Source organism: Pseudomonas sp. MWU12-3103b (assembly GCF_023100615.1).
Lineage (GTDB): Bacteria > Pseudomonadota > Gammaproteobacteria > Pseudomonadales > Pseudomonadaceae > Aquipseudomonas > Aquipseudomonas putida_A.
Map to the genome: position 1 here is coordinate 34,666 of NZ_JALMEY010000002.1, position 17,287 is coordinate 51,952.

The window sequence follows — 17,287 nt, forward strand, 5'->3', positions numbered from 1 at the left end:
GTAGGAGTGCATCGTGCGTAAGTTGACTCAATTGGTTCTCCTGGCCTCCGTACTGGTGGCAGGCCCGGCGTTCGCCGACATGAAAATCGCCGTTCTGAACTATCAGATGGCATTGCTGGAATCCGACGCGGCCAAGAAATACGCCGTGGATGCCGAGAAGAAGTTCGGTCCGCAACTGACCAAACTCAAGACGCTGGAAAGCAGCGCCAAGGGCATTCAGGACCGTCTGATGGCCGGTGGCGACAAGATGCAGCAGGGCGAGCGTGAGCGTCTGGAGCTGGAATTCAAGCAAAAGGCCCGTGACTTCCAGTTCCAGTCCAAGGAGCTGAACGAAGCCAAGGCAGTTGCCGACCGCGAAATGCTCAAGCAACTGAAGCCAAAACTGGATAGCGCAGTGGAAGAAGTCATCAAAAAAGGTGGCTTTGACCTGGTGTTCGAGCGTGGCGCAGTGATCGATGTCAAACCACAGTACGACATCACGCGCCAGGTTATCGAGCGCATGAATCAGCTGAAGTAACCCATGACCGTGACTATCAAGCTCGGCCAGTTGGCCGAGTTCCTCGGCGCCACCCTGCGTGGCGACCCCGAGACGCAAATTACTGGGCTAGCCACCTTGCAGGAGGCTGGCCCAGCTCAGTTGAGCTTTCTGGCAAATCCTCAATATCGCAAATACCTGGCAAGTTCCCAGGCGGCTGCGCTGTTGCTCAAGGAAGCCGATGCCGAAGGTTTTGCCGGTAACGCGCTGGTGGTGCCGGATCCTTATCTGGCTTACGCCCGTATCTCCCATCTGTTCGATCCCAAACCGAAAGCCACTGCGGGTGTTCATCCCACGGCGGTGATTGCACCGGATGCGGTGGTTGATCCAAGCGCCAGCATCGGTCCGTTTGTGGTGATCGAGGCCGGTGCGCGAATCGGTGCGCAGGTCACCCTGGGCGCCCATTGCGTCATCGGTGCCCGCAGTGAAATCGGCGAGGGCGGCTGGCTCGCTCCGAGGGTGACGCTGTACCACGACGTGCGCATCGGCAAGCGTGTAGTGATCCAGTCCGGTGCCGTTCTCGGTGGTGAAGGCTTCGGTTTTGCCAACGAGAAAGGTATCTGGCAAAAGATCGCCCAGATCGGCGGCGTGACCATTGGCGACGATGTCGAGATCGGCGTGAACACTGCCATCGACCGTGGCGCGCTGGCGGATACCGTGATCGGCAACGGCGTGAAACTCGACAACCAGATCCAGATCGCGCACAACGTCCAGGTCGGTGATCACACCGCCATGGCGGCCTGTGTCGGTATCTCCGGCAGCACCAAAATCGGCAAGCACTGCATGCTCGCCGGTGGTGTCGGCCTGGTGGGGCACATCGATATTTGCGACAACGTTTTCCTGACCGGGATGACCATGGTGACCCACTCGATTACCGAGCCAGGCGCCTATTCTTCCGGCACAGCCATGCAACCGGCGGCCGAATGGCGCAAAAGCGCGGCCCGCATCCGTCAGCTCGATGACCTCGCGCGACGTTTGAAGCAGCTGGAAAAGCGCGTCGGGGAAGTGACCCCCGGCAGCAATGCTTCATCTGATGGCTGATACCATTTCCATATCAAGTGTGCACAGCCTCTAGACTGCCTCCTTGATTTGCTAGAGGAGTGCGCGTCAGTCGCGCTCCCAATCTTTACATAGGCTTCCCCCCGAAATGATGGACATCAACGAGATTCGCGAATACCTGCCTCACCGTTACCCGTTCCTGCTGGTGGACCGGGTGGTGGAACTGGACACTGAAGGCAAGCGCATTCGCGCCTACAAGAATGTCAGCATCAATGAGCCATTCTTCAACGGCCACTTCCCGGCGCACCCGATCATGCCGGGCGTACTGATCATCGAAGCGATGGCCCAGGCTGCCGGGATTCTCGGTTTCAAAATGCTCGACGTGAAACCGGCCGATGGCACCCTTTACTACTTCGTCGGTTCCGACAAGCTGCGTTTCCGTCAGCCGGTGCTGCCGGGTGACCAGTTGATCCTGGAAGCCAAGTTCATCAGCTGCAAGCGCCAGATCTGGAAATTCGAATGCCAGGCTTCGGTCGACGGCAAGCCAGTCTGCTCGGCTGAAATCATCTGTGCGGAACGCAAGCTATGAGTTTGATTGACCCTCGCGCAATCATCGATCCGTCAGCCGTTCTGGCTGACGGCGTCGAGGTCGGCCCGTGGTCGATCGTCGGCGCAGGTGTGGAAATCGGCGAGGGTACCGTGATCGGGCCGCATGTGGTCCTCAAAGGCCCGACCCGCATCGGCAAGCACAACCGCATCTACCAGTTTTCCTCGGTAGGCGAAGACACGCCGGATCTGAAGTACAAAGGCGAAGAAACCCGTCTGGTGATCGGTGATCACAACGTCATTCGCGAAGGCGTGACGATTCACCGTGGCACCGTGCAGGACCGTTCGGAAACCACGCTGGGCGATCACAACCTGATCATGGCCTATGCCCACATCGGGCATGACAGCGTCATCGGCAACCACTGCATCCTGGTCAACAACACCGCGTTGGCCGGGCATGTCCATGTTGACGATTGGGCGATCCTTTCCGGTTTCACCCTGGTGCATCAGTACTGCCACATCGGCGCCCACAGTTTTTCCGGCATGGGCACTGCCATCGGCAAGGACGTTCCGGCGTTCGTCACCGTGTTCGGCAACCCGGCCGAAGCGCGCAGCATGAACTTCGAAGGCATGCGCCGTCGTGGTTTCAGCGAAGACGCGATTCACGCGCTGCGCCGCGCTTATAAGACCGTGTATCGCCAGGGCCTGACCGTGGAGCAAGCGTTGGCCGAATTGGCCGAACCTGCTGCGCAGTTCCCGGAAGTTGCGCTGTTTCGTGACTCGATCCAGTCGTCGACTCGCGGCATCACCCGCTGATCATGGCCAGTCTGCGTATTGCGCTGGTGGCGGGCGAAGCTTCCGGTGACATTCTGGGCGCCGGCCTCATGCGCGCCCTCAAGGCTCAACATCCGGCAGTCGAGTTCATCGGTGTCGGCGGTCCGTTGATGCAGGCCGAGGGCCTGACGTCTTATTTCCCCATGGAACGTCTGTCGGTCATGGGGCTGGTGGAAGTCCTTGGGCGGCTGCGCGAGCTGCTCAAGCGCCGCAAGGACCTGATCGCCACGTTGATCGCCGAGAAGCCGGACGTGTTCATCGGCATCGACGCTCCCGATTTCAACCTCAACATCGAACTCAAGCTGCGTCAGGCCGGGATCAAGACCGTGCATTACGTCAGCCCTTCGGTGTGGGCGTGGCGCCAGAAGCGTGTGCTGAAGATTCGCGAAGGCTGCGATCTGATGCTCACCCTGTTGCCGTTCGAAGCAAAATTCTACGAAGAGCAGGGCGTGCCGGTGCGGTTCGTCGGTCATACGCTGGCCGATACCATTCCGCTGCAGGCCGATCGCGCCGCAGCGCGTGCCGAACTCAGCTTGCCCGACGGGCCGCTGGTGGCATTGATGCCCGGCAGTCGCGGCGGTGAAGTTGGCCGTCTCGGTGCGCTGTTCCTGGATACGGCCGAACGTCTGCGGGCCATGCGCCCCGGGCTGCGCTTCGTCATCCCGTGCGCCAATGCCGAGCGTCGCGCTCAGCTCGAAGAGCTGCTGGTTGGTCGCGACTTGCCAGTAACCCTGCTCGACGGCAAGTCGCATCTGGCCTTGGCGGCGTGTAACGCGGTGCTGATCGCCTCCGGCACGGCGACGCTGGAAGCGTTGCTGTACAAGCGGCCAATGGTCGTCGCGTATCGCCTGGCGCCGCTGACCTTCTGGATTCTCAAGCGCATGGTCAAGAGCCCGTACGTGTCGCTGCCGAACCTGCTGGCCCAGCGTCTGTTGGTGCCGGAACTGTTGCAGGATGATGCGACAGTCGAGGCATTGGCGCAGACCTTGTTGCCATTGATCGAAGGCGGCGAAGAACAGACCCGAGGCTTCGACGAGATCCACCGCACCCTGCGGCTGGATGCTTCCAATCAGGCGGCGGATGCCGTCCTCAACCTGATCGGTCAGAAACAATGAGCAAGACGATGCAGATGGGCCTGGATTTCACCCTGGTCGCCGAAGTCGAAGAGCTGGTGGCCGGTGTCGACGAAGTCGGTCGCGGCCCGTTGTGCGGCGCGGTGGTGACGGCGGCGGTGATCCTCGATCCGAACCGGCCGATCCTCGGCCTCAACGACTCGAAGAAACTCACTGAAGCCAAGCGCGAGAAACTCTACGACGAGATCATCGAGAAATCCCTGAGCTGGTGCGTCGCTCGCGCCGAAGTCGAGGAAATCGACGAGCTGAACATTCTGCACGCGACCATGCTTGCCATGCAGCGCGCAGTGGCCGGGCTGCATATTCAGCCGAAACTGGCGATGATCGACGGCAACCGCTGCCCGAAACTGCCGATGCGCGCTGAAGCGGTGGTGCAGGGCGACGGCAAGGTGCCGGCCATCGCTGCCGCGTCGATTCTGGCCAAGGTCAGTCGCGACCGTGAAATGGCTGCATTCGAATTGATCTACCCGGGGTACGGCATCGGCGGCCATAAAGGCTATCCGACGCCCGTTCATCTGGAAGCGTTGGTGCGGCTTGGCCCGACACCGATTCACCGGCGCTCCTTCGCCCCGGTGCGTCAGGCTTACGAGGCGCTTGAAGGCCTGACGCAGGTTTAGGCGCAAGGCTGATGTTTTGTTCGAGGCCCGGTACAATCCGGGCCTTGTTGTCTCTATGTAACTGGACAGGATCACTATGCCGGCTTCATTCGTTCATCTACGCCTGCACACTGAATACTCCCTGGTCGACGGGCTGGTGCGGATCAAGCCACTGGTCAAGGCGCTGACCGGCATGAACATGCCGGCCGTGGCGGTCACCGATCAGAACAACATGTGCTCCCTGGTCAAATTCTATAAAAACGCCATGGGCGCCGGCATCAAGCCGATCTGCGGTGCCGACCTGTGGCTGTCGAACAAGGATCCGGACGGGCCATTGAGCCGGATCAGCCTGTTGGTAATGAACGCCAAGGGTTATCGCAATCTCACCGAGTTGATCTCGCGCGGCTTCATAGATGGCCAGCGCAACGGCATGATCATCATCGAGCGTGAATGGGTCGCCGAGGCCAACGAAGGCCTGATCATGCTGTCCGCCGCCAAAGAAGGCGAGATCGGCATGGCCATGATCAGTGGCAACCCGGACGAAGCCGAAACGCTGGCGCGCGAATGGATGGCGGTGTTCCCGGATCGTTTCTATCTGGAGATCCAGCGCACCAATCGTCCCAACGACGAAGAGCAACTGCACGGTGCCGTGGCCCTGGCCGACAAGCTCGGCGCGCCGCTGGTGGCGACCAACGATGTGCGTTTCATCAAGCAGGAAGACTTCGCCGCTCACGAAACCCGCGTGTGCATCGGTGAGGGCCGTGCCCTCGACGATCCGCGGCGTTCGAAGAATTACAGCGACCAGCAATACCTCAAAAGCGCCGAGGAAATGGCCGAGCTGTTCAGCGACATTCCCGACGCGATCGAAAACACCGTCGAGATCGCCAAGCGCTGCAACATCGACGTGAAGCTGGGCAAGCACTTCCTGCCCGACTACCCGATTCCCGATGGCATGACCATCGACGAATATTTCCGAAAGGTGTCGTTCGACGGTCTGGAAGACCGCCTCAGCGTACTGCTGCCCAAGGACACTACCGAAGACTACGAGGCCAAGCGTCAGGTCTATGTCGACCGGCTGAATTTCGAGCTGGATATCATCATCCAGATGGGCTTCCCCGGTTACTTCCTGATCGTGATGGACTTTATCCAGTGGGCCAAGAACAACGGCGTGCCGGTGGGCCCGGGCCGTGGGTCGGGTGCCGGCTCGCTGGTGGCCTATGTGCAGAAGATCACTGACCTCGATCCGCTGGAATACGACCTGCTGTTCGAACGTTTCCTTAACCCGGAACGGGTCTCGATGCCCGACTTCGACGTCGACTTCTGCATGGACGGTCGTGACCGGGTGATCGACTACGTGGCCGAGAAATACGGTCGCAACGCGGTAAGCCAGATCATCACCTTCGGTTCCATGGCCGCCAAGGCTGTGGTGCGCGACGTGGCGCGGGCCCAGGGCAAGTCATTCGGCCTGGCGGATCGTCTGTCGAAGATGATTCCGTTCGAAGTCGGCATGACCCTGGAAAAAGCCTACGAGCAGGAGGAGATCCTGCGCGACTTCATCAAGGTCGATGAGGAAGCGGCGGAAATCTGGGAGATGGCGCGCAAGCTCGAGGGTGTGGTGCGTAACGTCGGCAAGCACGCCGGTGGTGTGGTAATCGCCCCGACCAAGCTGACCGACTTCTCGCCGATCTATTGCGACGAGGCCGGCGATGGTCTGGTGACCCAATTCGACAAGGACGACGTCGAGGCGGCCGGTCTGGTGAAGTTCGACTTCCTCGGCCTGCGGACCCTGACGATCATCGACTGGGCGCTTAAAACCATCAACCGTGACCGCGCCAAGGTCAACGAGCCGCCGCTGGATATCGCGTTTATCCCGCTGGATGACAAACCGACTTATCAGTTGCTGCAAAAAGCTGAAACCACCGCGGTATTCCAGCTCGAATCCCGGGGCATGAAAGAGCTGATCAAAAAGCTCAAGCCTGACTGTCTCGAAGACTTGATCGCACTGGTGGCCCTGTTCCGTCCGGGCCCGCTGCAATCGGGCATGGTGGATGACTTCATCAACCGTAAACACGGTCGCGCCGAATTGGCTTATCCGCATCCGGATTACCAGTATGAAGGCCTGCAGCCGGTACTGGCGCCGACTTACGGCATCATTCTGTATCAGGAACAGGTGATGCAGATCGCCCAGGTCATGGCCGGTTACACCCTCGGTGGTGCGGACATGCTGCGTCGGGCGATGGGTAAGAAAAAACCCGAGGAAATGGCTAAACAGCGCGGCGGCTTCATTGAAGGTTGCGCGTCGAACAATATCGACGCGGATCTTGCCGGTAACATTTTCGACCTGGTGGAAAAATTCGCCGGTTACGGCTTCAACAAGTCCCACTCCGCTGCTTACGGCCTGGTGTCGTACCAGACTGCCTGGCTGAAAGCCCACTACCCGGCGCCATTCATGGCGGCGGTGCTTTCGGCGGATATGCACAACACCGACAAGGTCGTGACCTTGATCGAGGAAGTGCGCACGATGAAGCTGCGCCTCGACGCGCCAGACGTGAACACTTCGGAGTTCAAGTTCACGGTGAACGACGAAGGCCGCATCGTGTACGGCCTGGGCGCGATCAAAGGTGTCGGTGAAGGTCCGGTGGAAGCGATCACCGAGGCCCGTCAGGCCGGTCCATTCAAGGATCTGTTCGACTTCTGCGCCAGGGTCGACCTCAAGCGCATCAACAAACGCACGCTGGACGGTTTGATCCGCAGCGGCGCGCTGGATCGCCTCGGGCCGTACTTCCACGATGAACAAAAGGCTTATCAGGCCAATATCGACCGCAACCGCGCCGTGCTGTTGGCGGCGATGGAAGAGGCGATCAAGTCGGCCGAACAGACCGCGCGCACCCGCGACAGCGGCCATGCCGACCTGTTCGGCGGGCTGTTTGTCGAGGAAGATGCGGACGTCTACGCGACGCACCGCAAGGCCAAGGAGCTGACCCTCAAGGAGCGGCTTAAGGGTGAGAAAGACACTCTGGGCCTGTACCTGACCGGTCACCCGATCGACGAGTACGAAGGCGAGATTCGCCGTTTCGCCCGGCAGCGCATCATCGACCTGAAACCGGCCCGCGACACGCAAACCGTGGCCGGGATGATCATTGCTCTGCGGGTGATGAAGAACAAGAAGGGCGACAAGATGGGCTTTATCACCCTCGACGACCGCTCGGGGCGGATCGAGGCGTCGCTGTTCGCCGATGCGTTCCACTCCGCGCAGTCACTGCTGCAGACCGACGCGATGGTGGTGGTTGAAGGCGAGGTCAGCAACGACGACTTCTCCGGCGGCCTGCGCCTGCGGGTCAAACGGGTGATGAGCATGGAAGATGCGCGGACCAATCTGGCCGAAAGCCTGCGCCTGAAGCTGCACACTCAGGACTTGAAAGGCGATCAGCTACGCTGGTTGGGTGAGCTGCTCAAGCGTCACCGCGGGGCGTGCCCGATCACCATGGAGTACACCAGTCCCGATGCGAAGACCTTGCTGCAGTTTGGCGAGACCTGGCGAATCGACCCGGCGGATGCGTTGATTCAAGCGCTGCGTGACCAGTTCGGGCGAGACAACGTCTTCCTCCAATACCGTTGACCGGCAAGTGCCATCATTGCGCTTGCCCACAACCTGAATTTTTAATCTCGACCTCAGCGCGCCTCTCCCTTAAGGTAGGGCGCGAATAGACAACCGGCCGGCCCAAGCTCATTTGGGACACGACCCAAGACGGACGCCTATGAACCCGAATTTTCTAGATTTCGAACAGCCGATCGCCGACCTGCAAGCCAAGATCGAAGAGTTGCGCTTGGTCGGTAATGACAATTCGCTGAATATCGGCGATGAGATCTCCCGCCTGCAGGACAAGAGCCGCACGCTGACCGAAGACATCTTCGGCAAGCTGACCAGCTGGCAGATCGCACGCCTGGCGCGTCACCCGAAACGCCCGTATACCCTCGACTACATCGAGCACATCTTCACCGAGTTCGACGAACTGCACGGTGACCGTCACTTCTCCGACGACGCGGCCATTGTGGGCGGCGTGGCACGTCTGGAAGACCAGCCGGTGATGATCATCGGCCACCAGAAGGGCCGTGAAGTGCGCGAAAAGGTACGCCGCAACTTCGGCATGCCGCGTCCGGAAGGCTACCGCAAGGCCTGCCGTCTGATGGAGATGGCCGAGCGCTTCAAGATGCCGATCCTGACCTTCATCGACACCCCGGGTGCTTACCCGGGCATTGACGCTGAAGAGCGTAACCAGAGCGAGGCTATCGCCTGGAACCTGCGCGTGATGTCGCGCCTGAAGACCCCGATCATTGCCACCGTTATCGGTGAAGGTGGTTCCGGTGGTGCACTGGCGATCGGTGTCTGCGATCAGCTGAACATGCTGCAATATTCGACCTACGCGGTGATCTCGCCGGAAGGTTGCGCTTCGATTCTGTGGAAAACCGCCGAAAAAGCACCGGATGCCGCTGAAGCCATGGGCATTACCGCCGAGCGCCTGAAAGGACTGGGTATCGTTGACAAGGTGATCGGCGAGCCACTGGGCGGCGCTCACCGTGATCCGGCGGCTGCCGCTGCGTCGATCCGTGCCGAGCTGAGCTCGCAGCTGGCGATGCTGAAGAAGTTCGACAACGAAGCGCTGCTCAAGCGTCGTTACGATCGTCTGATGAGCTACGGTCTCTGACAGATCTCGCAATACCCAATGTGGGAGCGGGCTTGCTCGCGAAAGCGGTATAACAGTCGACAGATGCGTTGATTGTTGAAACGCCTTCGCGAGCAAGCCCGCTCCCACATTTGATTTGGGCCAAGAGAAAGATATGGGTCAGTCCGTGAGTGATCTGCCTTCCCGGCTTCTGCTGAACCTTGCAGCCTGGCGCAATGCCAGGACCTGGCGCGTGGCTTTCTCCGGTGGTCTCGATTCCACCGTCCTGCTGCATCTGCTTGCGCATCTCGCAAAACACCATTCCCTGCCGGCGCTCAGCGCCATCCATATCCACCATGGCCTCCAGGCTGCGGCTGATGCGTGGCCGGCGCATTGTCAGTCGGTCTGCGATGCGCTGGGTGTGCCGCTGCACGTGATGCGGGTGACGGTGCAACCCGGCGCCAGTCTGGAGCGGGCGGCGCGGGAGGCGCGGTATGCGGCGTTCACCTCGCTGACCGAGGCCGGGGATTTGCTGCTGACCGGGCAGCACCGTGATGATCAGGCCGAAACCCTGTTGTTTCGTTTAATGCGCGGTGCCGGCGTTCGCGGTCTTTCGGCGATGCCGGCGCAGCGGCCATTGGGGCAGGGTGTGCTGCTGCGGCCATTGCTCGACGTCACGCGCGCCGAGCTTGAGGCTTACGCCCGCGCGCATCAGTTGCGCTGGATCGAAGACCCATCGAACGAAGATCGGCAATTTTCCCGCAACTACCTGCGCCATCAGGTGCTGCCTTTGCTCACCGCGCGCTGGCCGCAGGCGCAGGCGAGCATGGCCCGCAGCGCGGCGCACCTGCGTGAGGCGCAAGGCCTGCTCGATGAGCTGGCGCAGCTCGATCTCGCGCAAGCCGCCACGCCGAGCGAGTTTTCATGGCTGGGTCTGCCGTCGCTGGAGCTGGCGCCGCTGACGAGTCTGTCCACCGCTCGTCAGCGCAATGCACTCAGCCACTGGCTCGAACCGCTGACCCGGTTGCCCGACACTGACCATTGGTCGGGTTGGAACGACCTATGCGGTGCTGCCAGCGATGCATCCCCGGTCTGGCGTCTGGCCGACGGTGAGCTGCATCGCAGCGCCGGCCGGGTATGGTGGTTGAGCGGCGACTGGCTGCGCGCGCCAGCGGTCAGCGTCGAGTGGCCTGAGCCATCGACGCCGCTACGCTTGGCGAATAACGGGCGTGTCATGTTCAGCGGGCAGACTCCCGTCGGGCCGCTGCGCATTGGCTATCGGCAGGGCGGCGAGCTGATGCATCTGGCGGGGCGCGGCCACCGCGATCTCAAGCGCCTGCTCAATGAGCGCGCGGTGCCGGGCTTCGTCCGTGGCAGATTGCCGCTGCTGTTTCGCGGCGCAGAATTGCTCGCCGTGGCGAACCTGCCGGGGCTTGACGGGCAGGAGTCGGACGGCTGGAAATTGCATTGGCAGCCAACAGACGAAGATCAAGGTTTGAGATGAAAGGGGCATTCCGGTAGACTACGCTCCCTTCTTGATACAACTTCTGTGGATTCGCCTGAATTGCAGGAGTTGCCGATTACCAAGCAGTCTTTGCTGGGCGATTCCAAAAAATGTGTAGCGAGCAACGTACCGGTGTTTCATCTGCCGGTCTGTCCCAACGCGGCGGTTTTTTTGAAAGGTGCACTGTGATTAATGCAGGTGATCGGGGGCTTCGGCCTTCCTTCGCTTTCCCCGGCGGCTCGTACCGCTTTAACGCAGACTTCTAGGGTTTTTCATGACGCGCTACATATTCGTCACGGGCGGTGTTGTTTCTTCATTGGGGAAAGGCATTGCCTCGGCTTCATTGGCGGCCATCCTGGAGGCGCGGGGGCTTAAGGTCACCATGCTTAAGCTGGATCCGTACATCAACGTCGACCCGGGCACCATGAGCCCGTTCCAGCACGGTGAAGTGTTCGTCACCCACGACGGCGCCGAGACCGACCTGGACCTGGGCCACTACGAGCGGTTCATCCGCACGACCATGACCCAGAACAACAACTTCACCACCGGCCGTGTCTACGAGCACGTGCTGCGCAAAGAGCGCCGTGGTGACTACCTGGGTGCAACCATCCAGGTGATTCCGCACATCACCGACGAAATCAAGCGTCGCATCATCAAGGGTGCCGGCGATGCCGACGTGGCCCTGGTGGAAATCGGCGGTACCGTTGGCGACATCGAATCGCAACCGTTCCTCGAAGCCATCCGTCAACTGCGTGTGGAAGTCGGTTCCAAGCGCGCGATGCTGATGCACCTGACGCTGGTTCCGTACATCGCCACCGCTGGCGAGACCAAAACCAAGCCAACCCAGCACTCGGTCAAAGAGCTGCGTTCGATCGGCCTGCAGCCAGACGTGCTGATCTGCCGCTCCGACCATCCGGTGGATGTGTCGTCGCGTCGCAAGATCGCACTGTTCACCAACGTTGAAGAGCGTGCGGTGATCTCCCTGGAAGACGTCGACACCATCTACAAGATCCCGGCCGTGCTGCATGCCCAGGGTCTGGACGATTTCGTCGTCGAGCGTTTCGGCCTGCAATGCAATGGCGCCGACCTGTCCGAGTGGGAAAAGGTCGTCGATGCCAAGCTCAATCCAGAGCACGAAGTGACCATCGCGATGGTCGGCAAGTACATGGAACTGCTGGACGCCTACAAGTCGCTGATCGAAGCGATGAGTCACGCCGGCATCACCAACCGTACCAAGGTCAACCTGCGTTACATCGATTCCGAAGACATCGAGAACCAGGGCACTGCGCTGCTCGAAGGTGTCGACGCGATCCTCGTTCCGGGCGGCTTCGGTCTGCGTGGCGTGGAAGGCAAGATCACTGCCGTTCAGTACGCTCGTGAAAACAAGGTGCCGTACCTGGGCATCTGCCTGGGCATGCAAGTGGCGGTTATCGAGTTCGCCCGTAACGTGCTGGGCTGGAAAGACGCCAACTCCACCGAATTCGATCGCGCCAGCGGCCATCCGGTCGTGGGTCTGATCACCGAGTGGGAAGACGCCACCGGCGCGGTTGAAGTGCGTACCGAAGCGTCCGATCTGGGCGGCACCATGCGCCTCGGCGCTCAGGAATGCCTGCTCGAAGCCGGCTCCAAGGTGCACGATTGCTACGGCAAGGATGTGATCGTTGAACGTCACCGTCACCGCTACGAAGTGAACAACAACCTGCTGCCACAAATCATCGAAGCCGGCCTGAAAATCTCCGGTCGCTCCGCTGATGCCGCACTGGTTGAAGTGGTCGAAGCGCCGGATCATCCATGGTTCGTCGCTTGCCAGTTCCACCCGGAGTTCACCTCGACGCCACGTGACGGTCACCCGCTGTTCAGCGGTTTCGTAAAAGCTGCGTTGGCTCAACACCAGAAGAAGGCGTAACCCGATGGCACAGAAGATCATCCGCGTTGGCAACATCGAAATCGCCAACGACAAGCCCATGGTGCTGTTCGGCGGCATGAACGTGCTGGAAAGCCGTGACATGGCCATGCAGGTTTGCGAAGAGTACGTGAAGGTCACCGAGAAACTCGGTATCCCTTACGTGTTCAAGGCCAGCTTCGACAAGGCCAACCGATCTTCTGTGACCTCGTATCGCGGTCCTGGCCTGGAAGAGGGCATGCGTATCTTCCAGGACATCAAGCAAGCCTTCGGCGTGCCGATCATCACCGACGTCCACGAGCCGGATCAGGCCGCGGTCGTCGCTGAAGTCTGCGACATCATTCAGCTGCCGGCCTTCCTGTCGCGCCAGACCGATCTGGTCGTCGCGATGGCCAAGACCAACGCTGTGATCAACATCAAGAAAGCCCAGTTCCTCGCGCCTCAGGAAATGAAACACATCCTGAACAAGTGCGTGGAAGCGGGTAACGATCAATTGATCCTCTGCGAGCGTGGTTCGAGCTTCGGCTACAACAACCTCGTGGTCGACATGCTCGGCTTCGGCATCATGAAGCAGTTCGAGTACCCGGTATTCTTCGACGTGACTCACTCGCTGCAAATGCCTGGCGGTCGTTCCGACTCCGCCGGCGGTCGCCGCGCCCAGGTCACCGATCTGGCCAAGGCCGGCATGAGCCAGTCGCTGGCCGGTCTGTTCCTCGAAGCGCATCCGGATCCGGACAACGCCAAATGCGACGGCCCTTGCGCCTTGCGTCTGGACAAACTGGAGCCATTCCTGGCCCAGCTCAAAGCTTTGGACGAACTGGTGAAGAGTTTTCCGACGGTAGAAACCGCGTAAAGCTCATTTCTCCGGTAAAGTACCGCACGATTTGTCGCACATGCCCTCGGGCATGTGCGTTGTCGTCTGCAAGCTGCCCGCTGCACACCACTTGCCGACGGTCAAAAGATTTCCTCTAGCTGCGTCGTTTTCGTCAACTTTGGAGTGTTTACAACAATGGCAAAAATCGTCGACATCAAAGGTCGTGAAGTTCTCGACTCCCGTGGCAATCCCACCGTGGAAGCGGACGTGCTTCTCGACAACGGCATCATCGGCAGCGCCTGCGCGCCTTCCGGTGCATCCACTGGCTCGCGTGAAGCGCTCGAGCTGCGTGATGGCGACAAGAGCCGTTACCTGGGCAAGGGCGTGCTCCAGGCAGTAAAAAATATCAACGGTCCGATCCGCGATCTGCTGCTGGGCACCGACCCAAGCGACCAGAAAGCCCTCGACCACGCGATGATCAAGCTTGACGGTACCGAAAACAAGGCAACCCTGGGCGCCAACGCCATCCTCGCCGTTTCCCTGGCTGCGGCCAAAGCGGCTGCACAGGATCAGGATCTGCCACTGTACGCACACATCGCCAACCTGAACGGTACCCCGGGTGTGTACTCGATGCCGGTTCCGATGATGAACATCATCAACGGTGGCGAGCACGCCGATAACAACGTCGACATCCAGGAATTCATGGTGCAGCCGGTTGGCGCCAAGACGTTCTCGGAAGGTCTGCGTATGGGCACCGAGATTTTCCATCACCTCAAAGCTGTGCTGAAGGCCCGTGGCCTGAGCACCGCCGTTGGCGACGAAGGCGGTTTCGCACCGAACCTGGCGTCCAACGAAGACGCGCTGAAAGTGATCTCCGAAGCCGTGGCCAACGCCGGTTACAAGTTGGGCACCGACGTGACCCTGGCGCTGGACTGCGCAGCCAGCGAATTCTACGAAGACGGCAAGTACAACCTGTCCGGCGAAGGCCAGGTGTTCACCGCTGAAGGTTTCGCCGACTACCTGAAAGGTCTGACCGAACGTTATCCGATCATCTCGATCGAAGACGGTCTGGACGAGTCCGACTGGGCTGGCTGGAAGATCCTCACCGACAAGATCGGCGAGAAGACCCAACTGGTTGGCGACGACCTGTTCGTGACCAACACCAAGATCCTGAAAGAAGGCATCGATAAAAAGATCGCCAACTCGATCCTGATCAAGTTCAACCAGATCGGTACCCTGACCGAAACCCTGGAAGCCATCCAGATGGCCAAGGCTGCCGGTTACACCGCCGTGATCTCGCACCGTTCGGGCGAAACCGAAGACTCGACCATTGCCGACCTGGCTGTGGGCACCTCGGCTGGCCAGATCAAGACCGGTTCGCTGTGCCGTTCCGACCGCGTTTCCAAGTACAACCAACTGCTGCGTATCGAAGAGCAGTTGAATGGCAAAGCCAAGTACAACGGTCGCTCCGAGTTCCGCGGTTAAGCAGTAGATGGTAAAAAGACACCGGATTGTGTCGGAAAAGTCGTGACAGCGATGGATTTGCCACTAATCTGATGCCTTACATGCACAAGCCTGGATCTTCCAGGCTTCGTGCTATCAGACGTTTCAAAGTTTTGGCGTGGCTGTCTTTTTTCACTGGATACCTGATATTCGATGCGCAGTCCTTACTGGTTGTTTCTCGTTTTGCTCTTGCTGCTGGCCGGTCTGCAGTACCGCCTGTGGGTGGGCAATGGCAGTCTGGCGCAGGTCGCCGAGCTGAAGCAGCAGATTGCTGATCAGCACGCCGAGAACGAAGGCCTGCTGGAGCGCAATCGGGTGATGGACGCCGAAGTCAGCGAGTTGAAAAAAGGCATGGAGACCGTTGAAGAACGGGCTCGCCATGAGCTGGGCATGGTCAAGGACGGTGAAACCCTTTACCAGCTCGCGCAATGATCGATTCCCTGCCGGCCTTCTGGGCCGTGATTCCTGCCGCGGGCGTCGGTGCCCGAATGGCCGCGGACCGTCCCAAGCAATATCTGCAACTGGGCGGGCGCACAATTCTCGAACACAGCCTCGGCTGTTTCCTTGATCACCCGAGCCTCAAGGGGCTGGTGGTCAGTCTGGCTGTTGATGATCCTTATTGGCCAAACCTGGCTTGCGCCAGCGACTCGCGGATTCAGCGTGTCGAGGGCGGCACGGAGCGTTCCGGGTCGGTGCTGAACGCTTTGCTGCATTTGCATGCGCAGGGTGCCGATGACGATGACTGGGTGCTGGTGCACGATGCGGCACGGCCCAACCTGAGTCGCGACGATCTCGACAAGTTGCTGGTTGAACTGGCGGATGATGCCGTCGGCGGTCTGCTGGCCGTGCCGGCGCGCGATACCCTGAAGCGGGTCGACAAGCACGGTCGTGTGCTTGAAACCGTGGATCGCAGCGTGATCTGGCAAGCCTATACGCCGCAGATGTTCCGTCTCGGTGCCTTGCATCGGGCGTTGGCTGACAGTCTGGTGGCGGATGCGGTGATTACCGATGAAGCCTCGGCGATGGAGTGGGCCGGTCTGGCGCCGCGCCTGATCGAAGGGCGGGCGGACAACCTCAAGGTCACCCGGCCGGAAGACCTTGAGTGGTTGCGTCAACGCTGGGCCAATCGCCGCTAAGTGCTGTGTTGCCTGTTCTGCCGCCTTCGCGAGCAAGCTCGCTCCCACATTTGATTCGCGCCTGACACCCAATCTGCATCCACTGCGGATCCCCTGTGGGAGCGAGCTTGCTCGCGAAGGCGTCGGCACAGACAACCCATCACTCAGCTCCGATACTCCGGCCGCTCGGCCAATCCTTCCTTCAAGAAATCCACCAGCTTGCGCACCTTCGGCGACAAATGCCGCTGCTGTGGATACAACGCCCACACCGCCGTATTCGGCGGCTGATGCGCCTCCAGCAGCGAAATCAGCGCACCACTGTGCAAATGCTCCAGCACGTAATAGTCCGGCAACTGACACAGGCCGACCCCTTGCAGCGCCGCATCCAGCACCGCTTGCCCACTGTTGCAGCGCCAGTTTCCCTGTACGCGCTGGGAAAACTCCCGGCCGTTCTGTTCCAGTTGCCACAGGTCCGAACTGCCGATCAGGCAATTGTGACGGCTCAGTTCCGACAAGCTGTGTGGGCGGCCATACCGTTCCACGTAGGACGGAGACGCGCACAGGTACATCCGACGCGGCGCCAGGCGGGTGGCGACCAATCGAGAATCCTGCAATCGGCCCAGCCGGATTGCCAGATCCAGTCCCTCATGCACCAGATCGAGTTGACGGTTGCTCAGCTCGATGTCGACGCGCAGTTGCGGGTATTGCCCCATGAACCGCGTCACCAGCGGCACGATAAACCGCTCGCCATAGGCCACGGCGCAGGTCATGCGCAGCATGCCTTTCGGTTCGCTGGTCAGGTCGCCGACCGCGCGCAGAGCTTCCTCGCGACCGTCCTGCAGGCGCTGACAATGCTGCAGAAAGGTCTGACCGGCTTCGGTCAGGGTCACACGACGGGTGCTGCGGTAGAGCAGGCGCGTCTGTAATCGATCCTCCAGCCGTACGATTTGTCGACTGATGTGTGAGGAAGAAACCCCAAGGCGTTCGGCCGCAGCGGTGAATTGGCTGCATTCGGCGACGGCGACGAACTCGTCGATACCTTCCCAGCGGTTTTCGGACATTTGATTATCCCTGTACAGCAATAATATTTTGCATTTGTCCGGATTATTAATCAGTTGGCGCTGAACTACACTGCCGGTCT

At 60.2% G+C, this 17,287-nt stretch carries 15 protein-coding genes; 14 read left to right on the forward strand and 1 reads right to left on the reverse strand.

Annotated elements, in window-relative coordinates; genetic code table 11:
- The first annotated feature begins 13 nt into the window (after positions 1-13).
- The 14 genes from M0808_RS03850 to ispD all read left to right on the forward strand — a co-directional run bounded on the left by M0808_RS03850 (position 14) and on the right by ispD (position 16,167).
- Positions 14-517 carry an OmpH family outer membrane protein gene (locus M0808_RS03850; protein WP_003222140.1) on the forward strand — a complete coding sequence of 168 codons (504 nt, stop codon included), beginning with the start codon at positions 14-16 and terminating at the stop codon, positions 515-517.
- Positions 518-520: 3 nt separating this feature from the next.
- Positions 521-1,576: a UDP-3-O-(3-hydroxymyristoyl)glucosamine N-acyltransferase gene (lpxD, locus tag M0808_RS03855; RefSeq protein WP_096795835.1), complete on the forward strand. Its 1,056-nt coding sequence runs from the start codon at positions 521-523 to the stop codon at positions 1,574-1,576.
- Positions 1,577-1,682: 106 nt separating this feature from the next.
- Positions 1,683-2,123 (forward strand): 3-hydroxyacyl-ACP dehydratase FabZ, encoded by a 441-nt coding sequence (gene fabZ, locus M0808_RS03860; RefSeq protein ID WP_003222142.1) that lies wholly within the window; start codon positions 1,683-1,685, stop codon positions 2,121-2,123.
- Complete coding sequence (gene lpxA, locus M0808_RS03865; protein WP_007964278.1) at positions 2,120-2,896, forward strand: acyl-ACP--UDP-N-acetylglucosamine O-acyltransferase; 777 nt, start codon at positions 2,120-2,122, stop codon at positions 2,894-2,896. The genes fabZ and lpxA overlap by 4 nt, the downstream gene beginning before the upstream one ends.
- A complete protein-coding gene (gene lpxB / locus M0808_RS03870) occupies positions 2,896-4,029 on the forward strand; it encodes a lipid-A-disaccharide synthase (protein ID WP_247840292.1) in 1,134 nt (377 codons plus the stop codon). Before lpxA ends, lpxB begins: the two co-directional genes overlap by 1 nt.
- Positions 4,030-4,037: 8 nt before the next feature.
- Positions 4,038-4,664 (forward strand): ribonuclease HII, encoded by a 627-nt coding sequence (gene rnhB / locus M0808_RS03875; protein ID WP_247840294.1) that lies wholly within the window; start codon positions 4,038-4,040, stop codon positions 4,662-4,664.
- A gap of 76 nt (positions 4,665-4,740) precedes the next feature.
- Positions 4,741-8,262 (forward strand): DNA polymerase III subunit alpha, encoded by a 3,522-nt coding sequence (gene dnaE, locus M0808_RS03880; protein WP_097086450.1) that lies wholly within the window; start codon positions 4,741-4,743, stop codon positions 8,260-8,262.
- A gap of 139 nt (positions 8,263-8,401) precedes the next feature.
- Positions 8,402-9,349, forward strand: a complete 948-nt coding sequence (locus M0808_RS03885; protein WP_064586192.1) for an acetyl-CoA carboxylase carboxyltransferase subunit alpha — start codon at positions 8,402-8,404, stop codon at positions 9,347-9,349.
- Between the two features lie 133 nt (positions 9,350-9,482).
- On the forward strand, positions 9,483-10,811 hold the full coding sequence (gene tilS / locus M0808_RS03890) for a tRNA lysidine(34) synthetase TilS (RefSeq protein ID WP_247839984.1): 1,329 nt from the start codon (positions 9,483-9,485) through the stop codon (positions 10,809-10,811).
- A gap of 274 nt (positions 10,812-11,085) precedes the next feature.
- Positions 11,086-12,717, forward strand: a complete 1,632-nt coding sequence (locus tag M0808_RS03895) for a CTP synthase (RefSeq protein WP_003222153.1) — start codon at positions 11,086-11,088, stop codon at positions 12,715-12,717.
- 4 nt (positions 12,718-12,721) lie between these two features.
- Complete coding sequence (gene kdsA, locus M0808_RS03900) at positions 12,722-13,567, forward strand: 3-deoxy-8-phosphooctulonate synthase (RefSeq protein ID WP_098967470.1); 846 nt, start codon at positions 12,722-12,724, stop codon at positions 13,565-13,567.
- A gap of 156 nt (positions 13,568-13,723) precedes the next feature.
- The gene (eno, locus tag M0808_RS03905) at positions 13,724-15,013 is read left to right on the forward strand and encodes a phosphopyruvate hydratase (RefSeq protein WP_098967472.1); all 1,290 of its coding nucleotides are present in this window, start codon (positions 13,724-13,726) and stop codon (positions 15,011-15,013) included.
- A gap of 171 nt (positions 15,014-15,184) precedes the next feature.
- The gene (gene ftsB / locus M0808_RS03910; RefSeq protein ID WP_007964293.1) at positions 15,185-15,463 is read left to right on the forward strand and encodes a cell division protein FtsB; all 279 of its coding nucleotides are present in this window, start codon (positions 15,185-15,187) and stop codon (positions 15,461-15,463) included.
- A complete protein-coding gene (ispD, locus tag M0808_RS03915) occupies positions 15,460-16,167 on the forward strand; it encodes a 2-C-methyl-D-erythritol 4-phosphate cytidylyltransferase (protein WP_027611041.1) in 708 nt (235 codons plus the stop codon). Before ftsB ends, ispD begins: the two co-directional genes overlap by 4 nt.
- Before the next feature lie 143 nt (positions 16,168-16,310).
- Here ispD and M0808_RS03920 read toward each other — a convergent pair whose 3' ends face one another.
- Positions 16,311-17,207, reverse strand: coding sequence for a LysR substrate-binding domain-containing protein (locus M0808_RS03920; protein WP_095138366.1), 897 nt, complete (start codon positions 17,205-17,207; stop codon positions 16,311-16,313).
- Between the last annotated feature and the right edge of the window lie 80 nt (positions 17,208-17,287).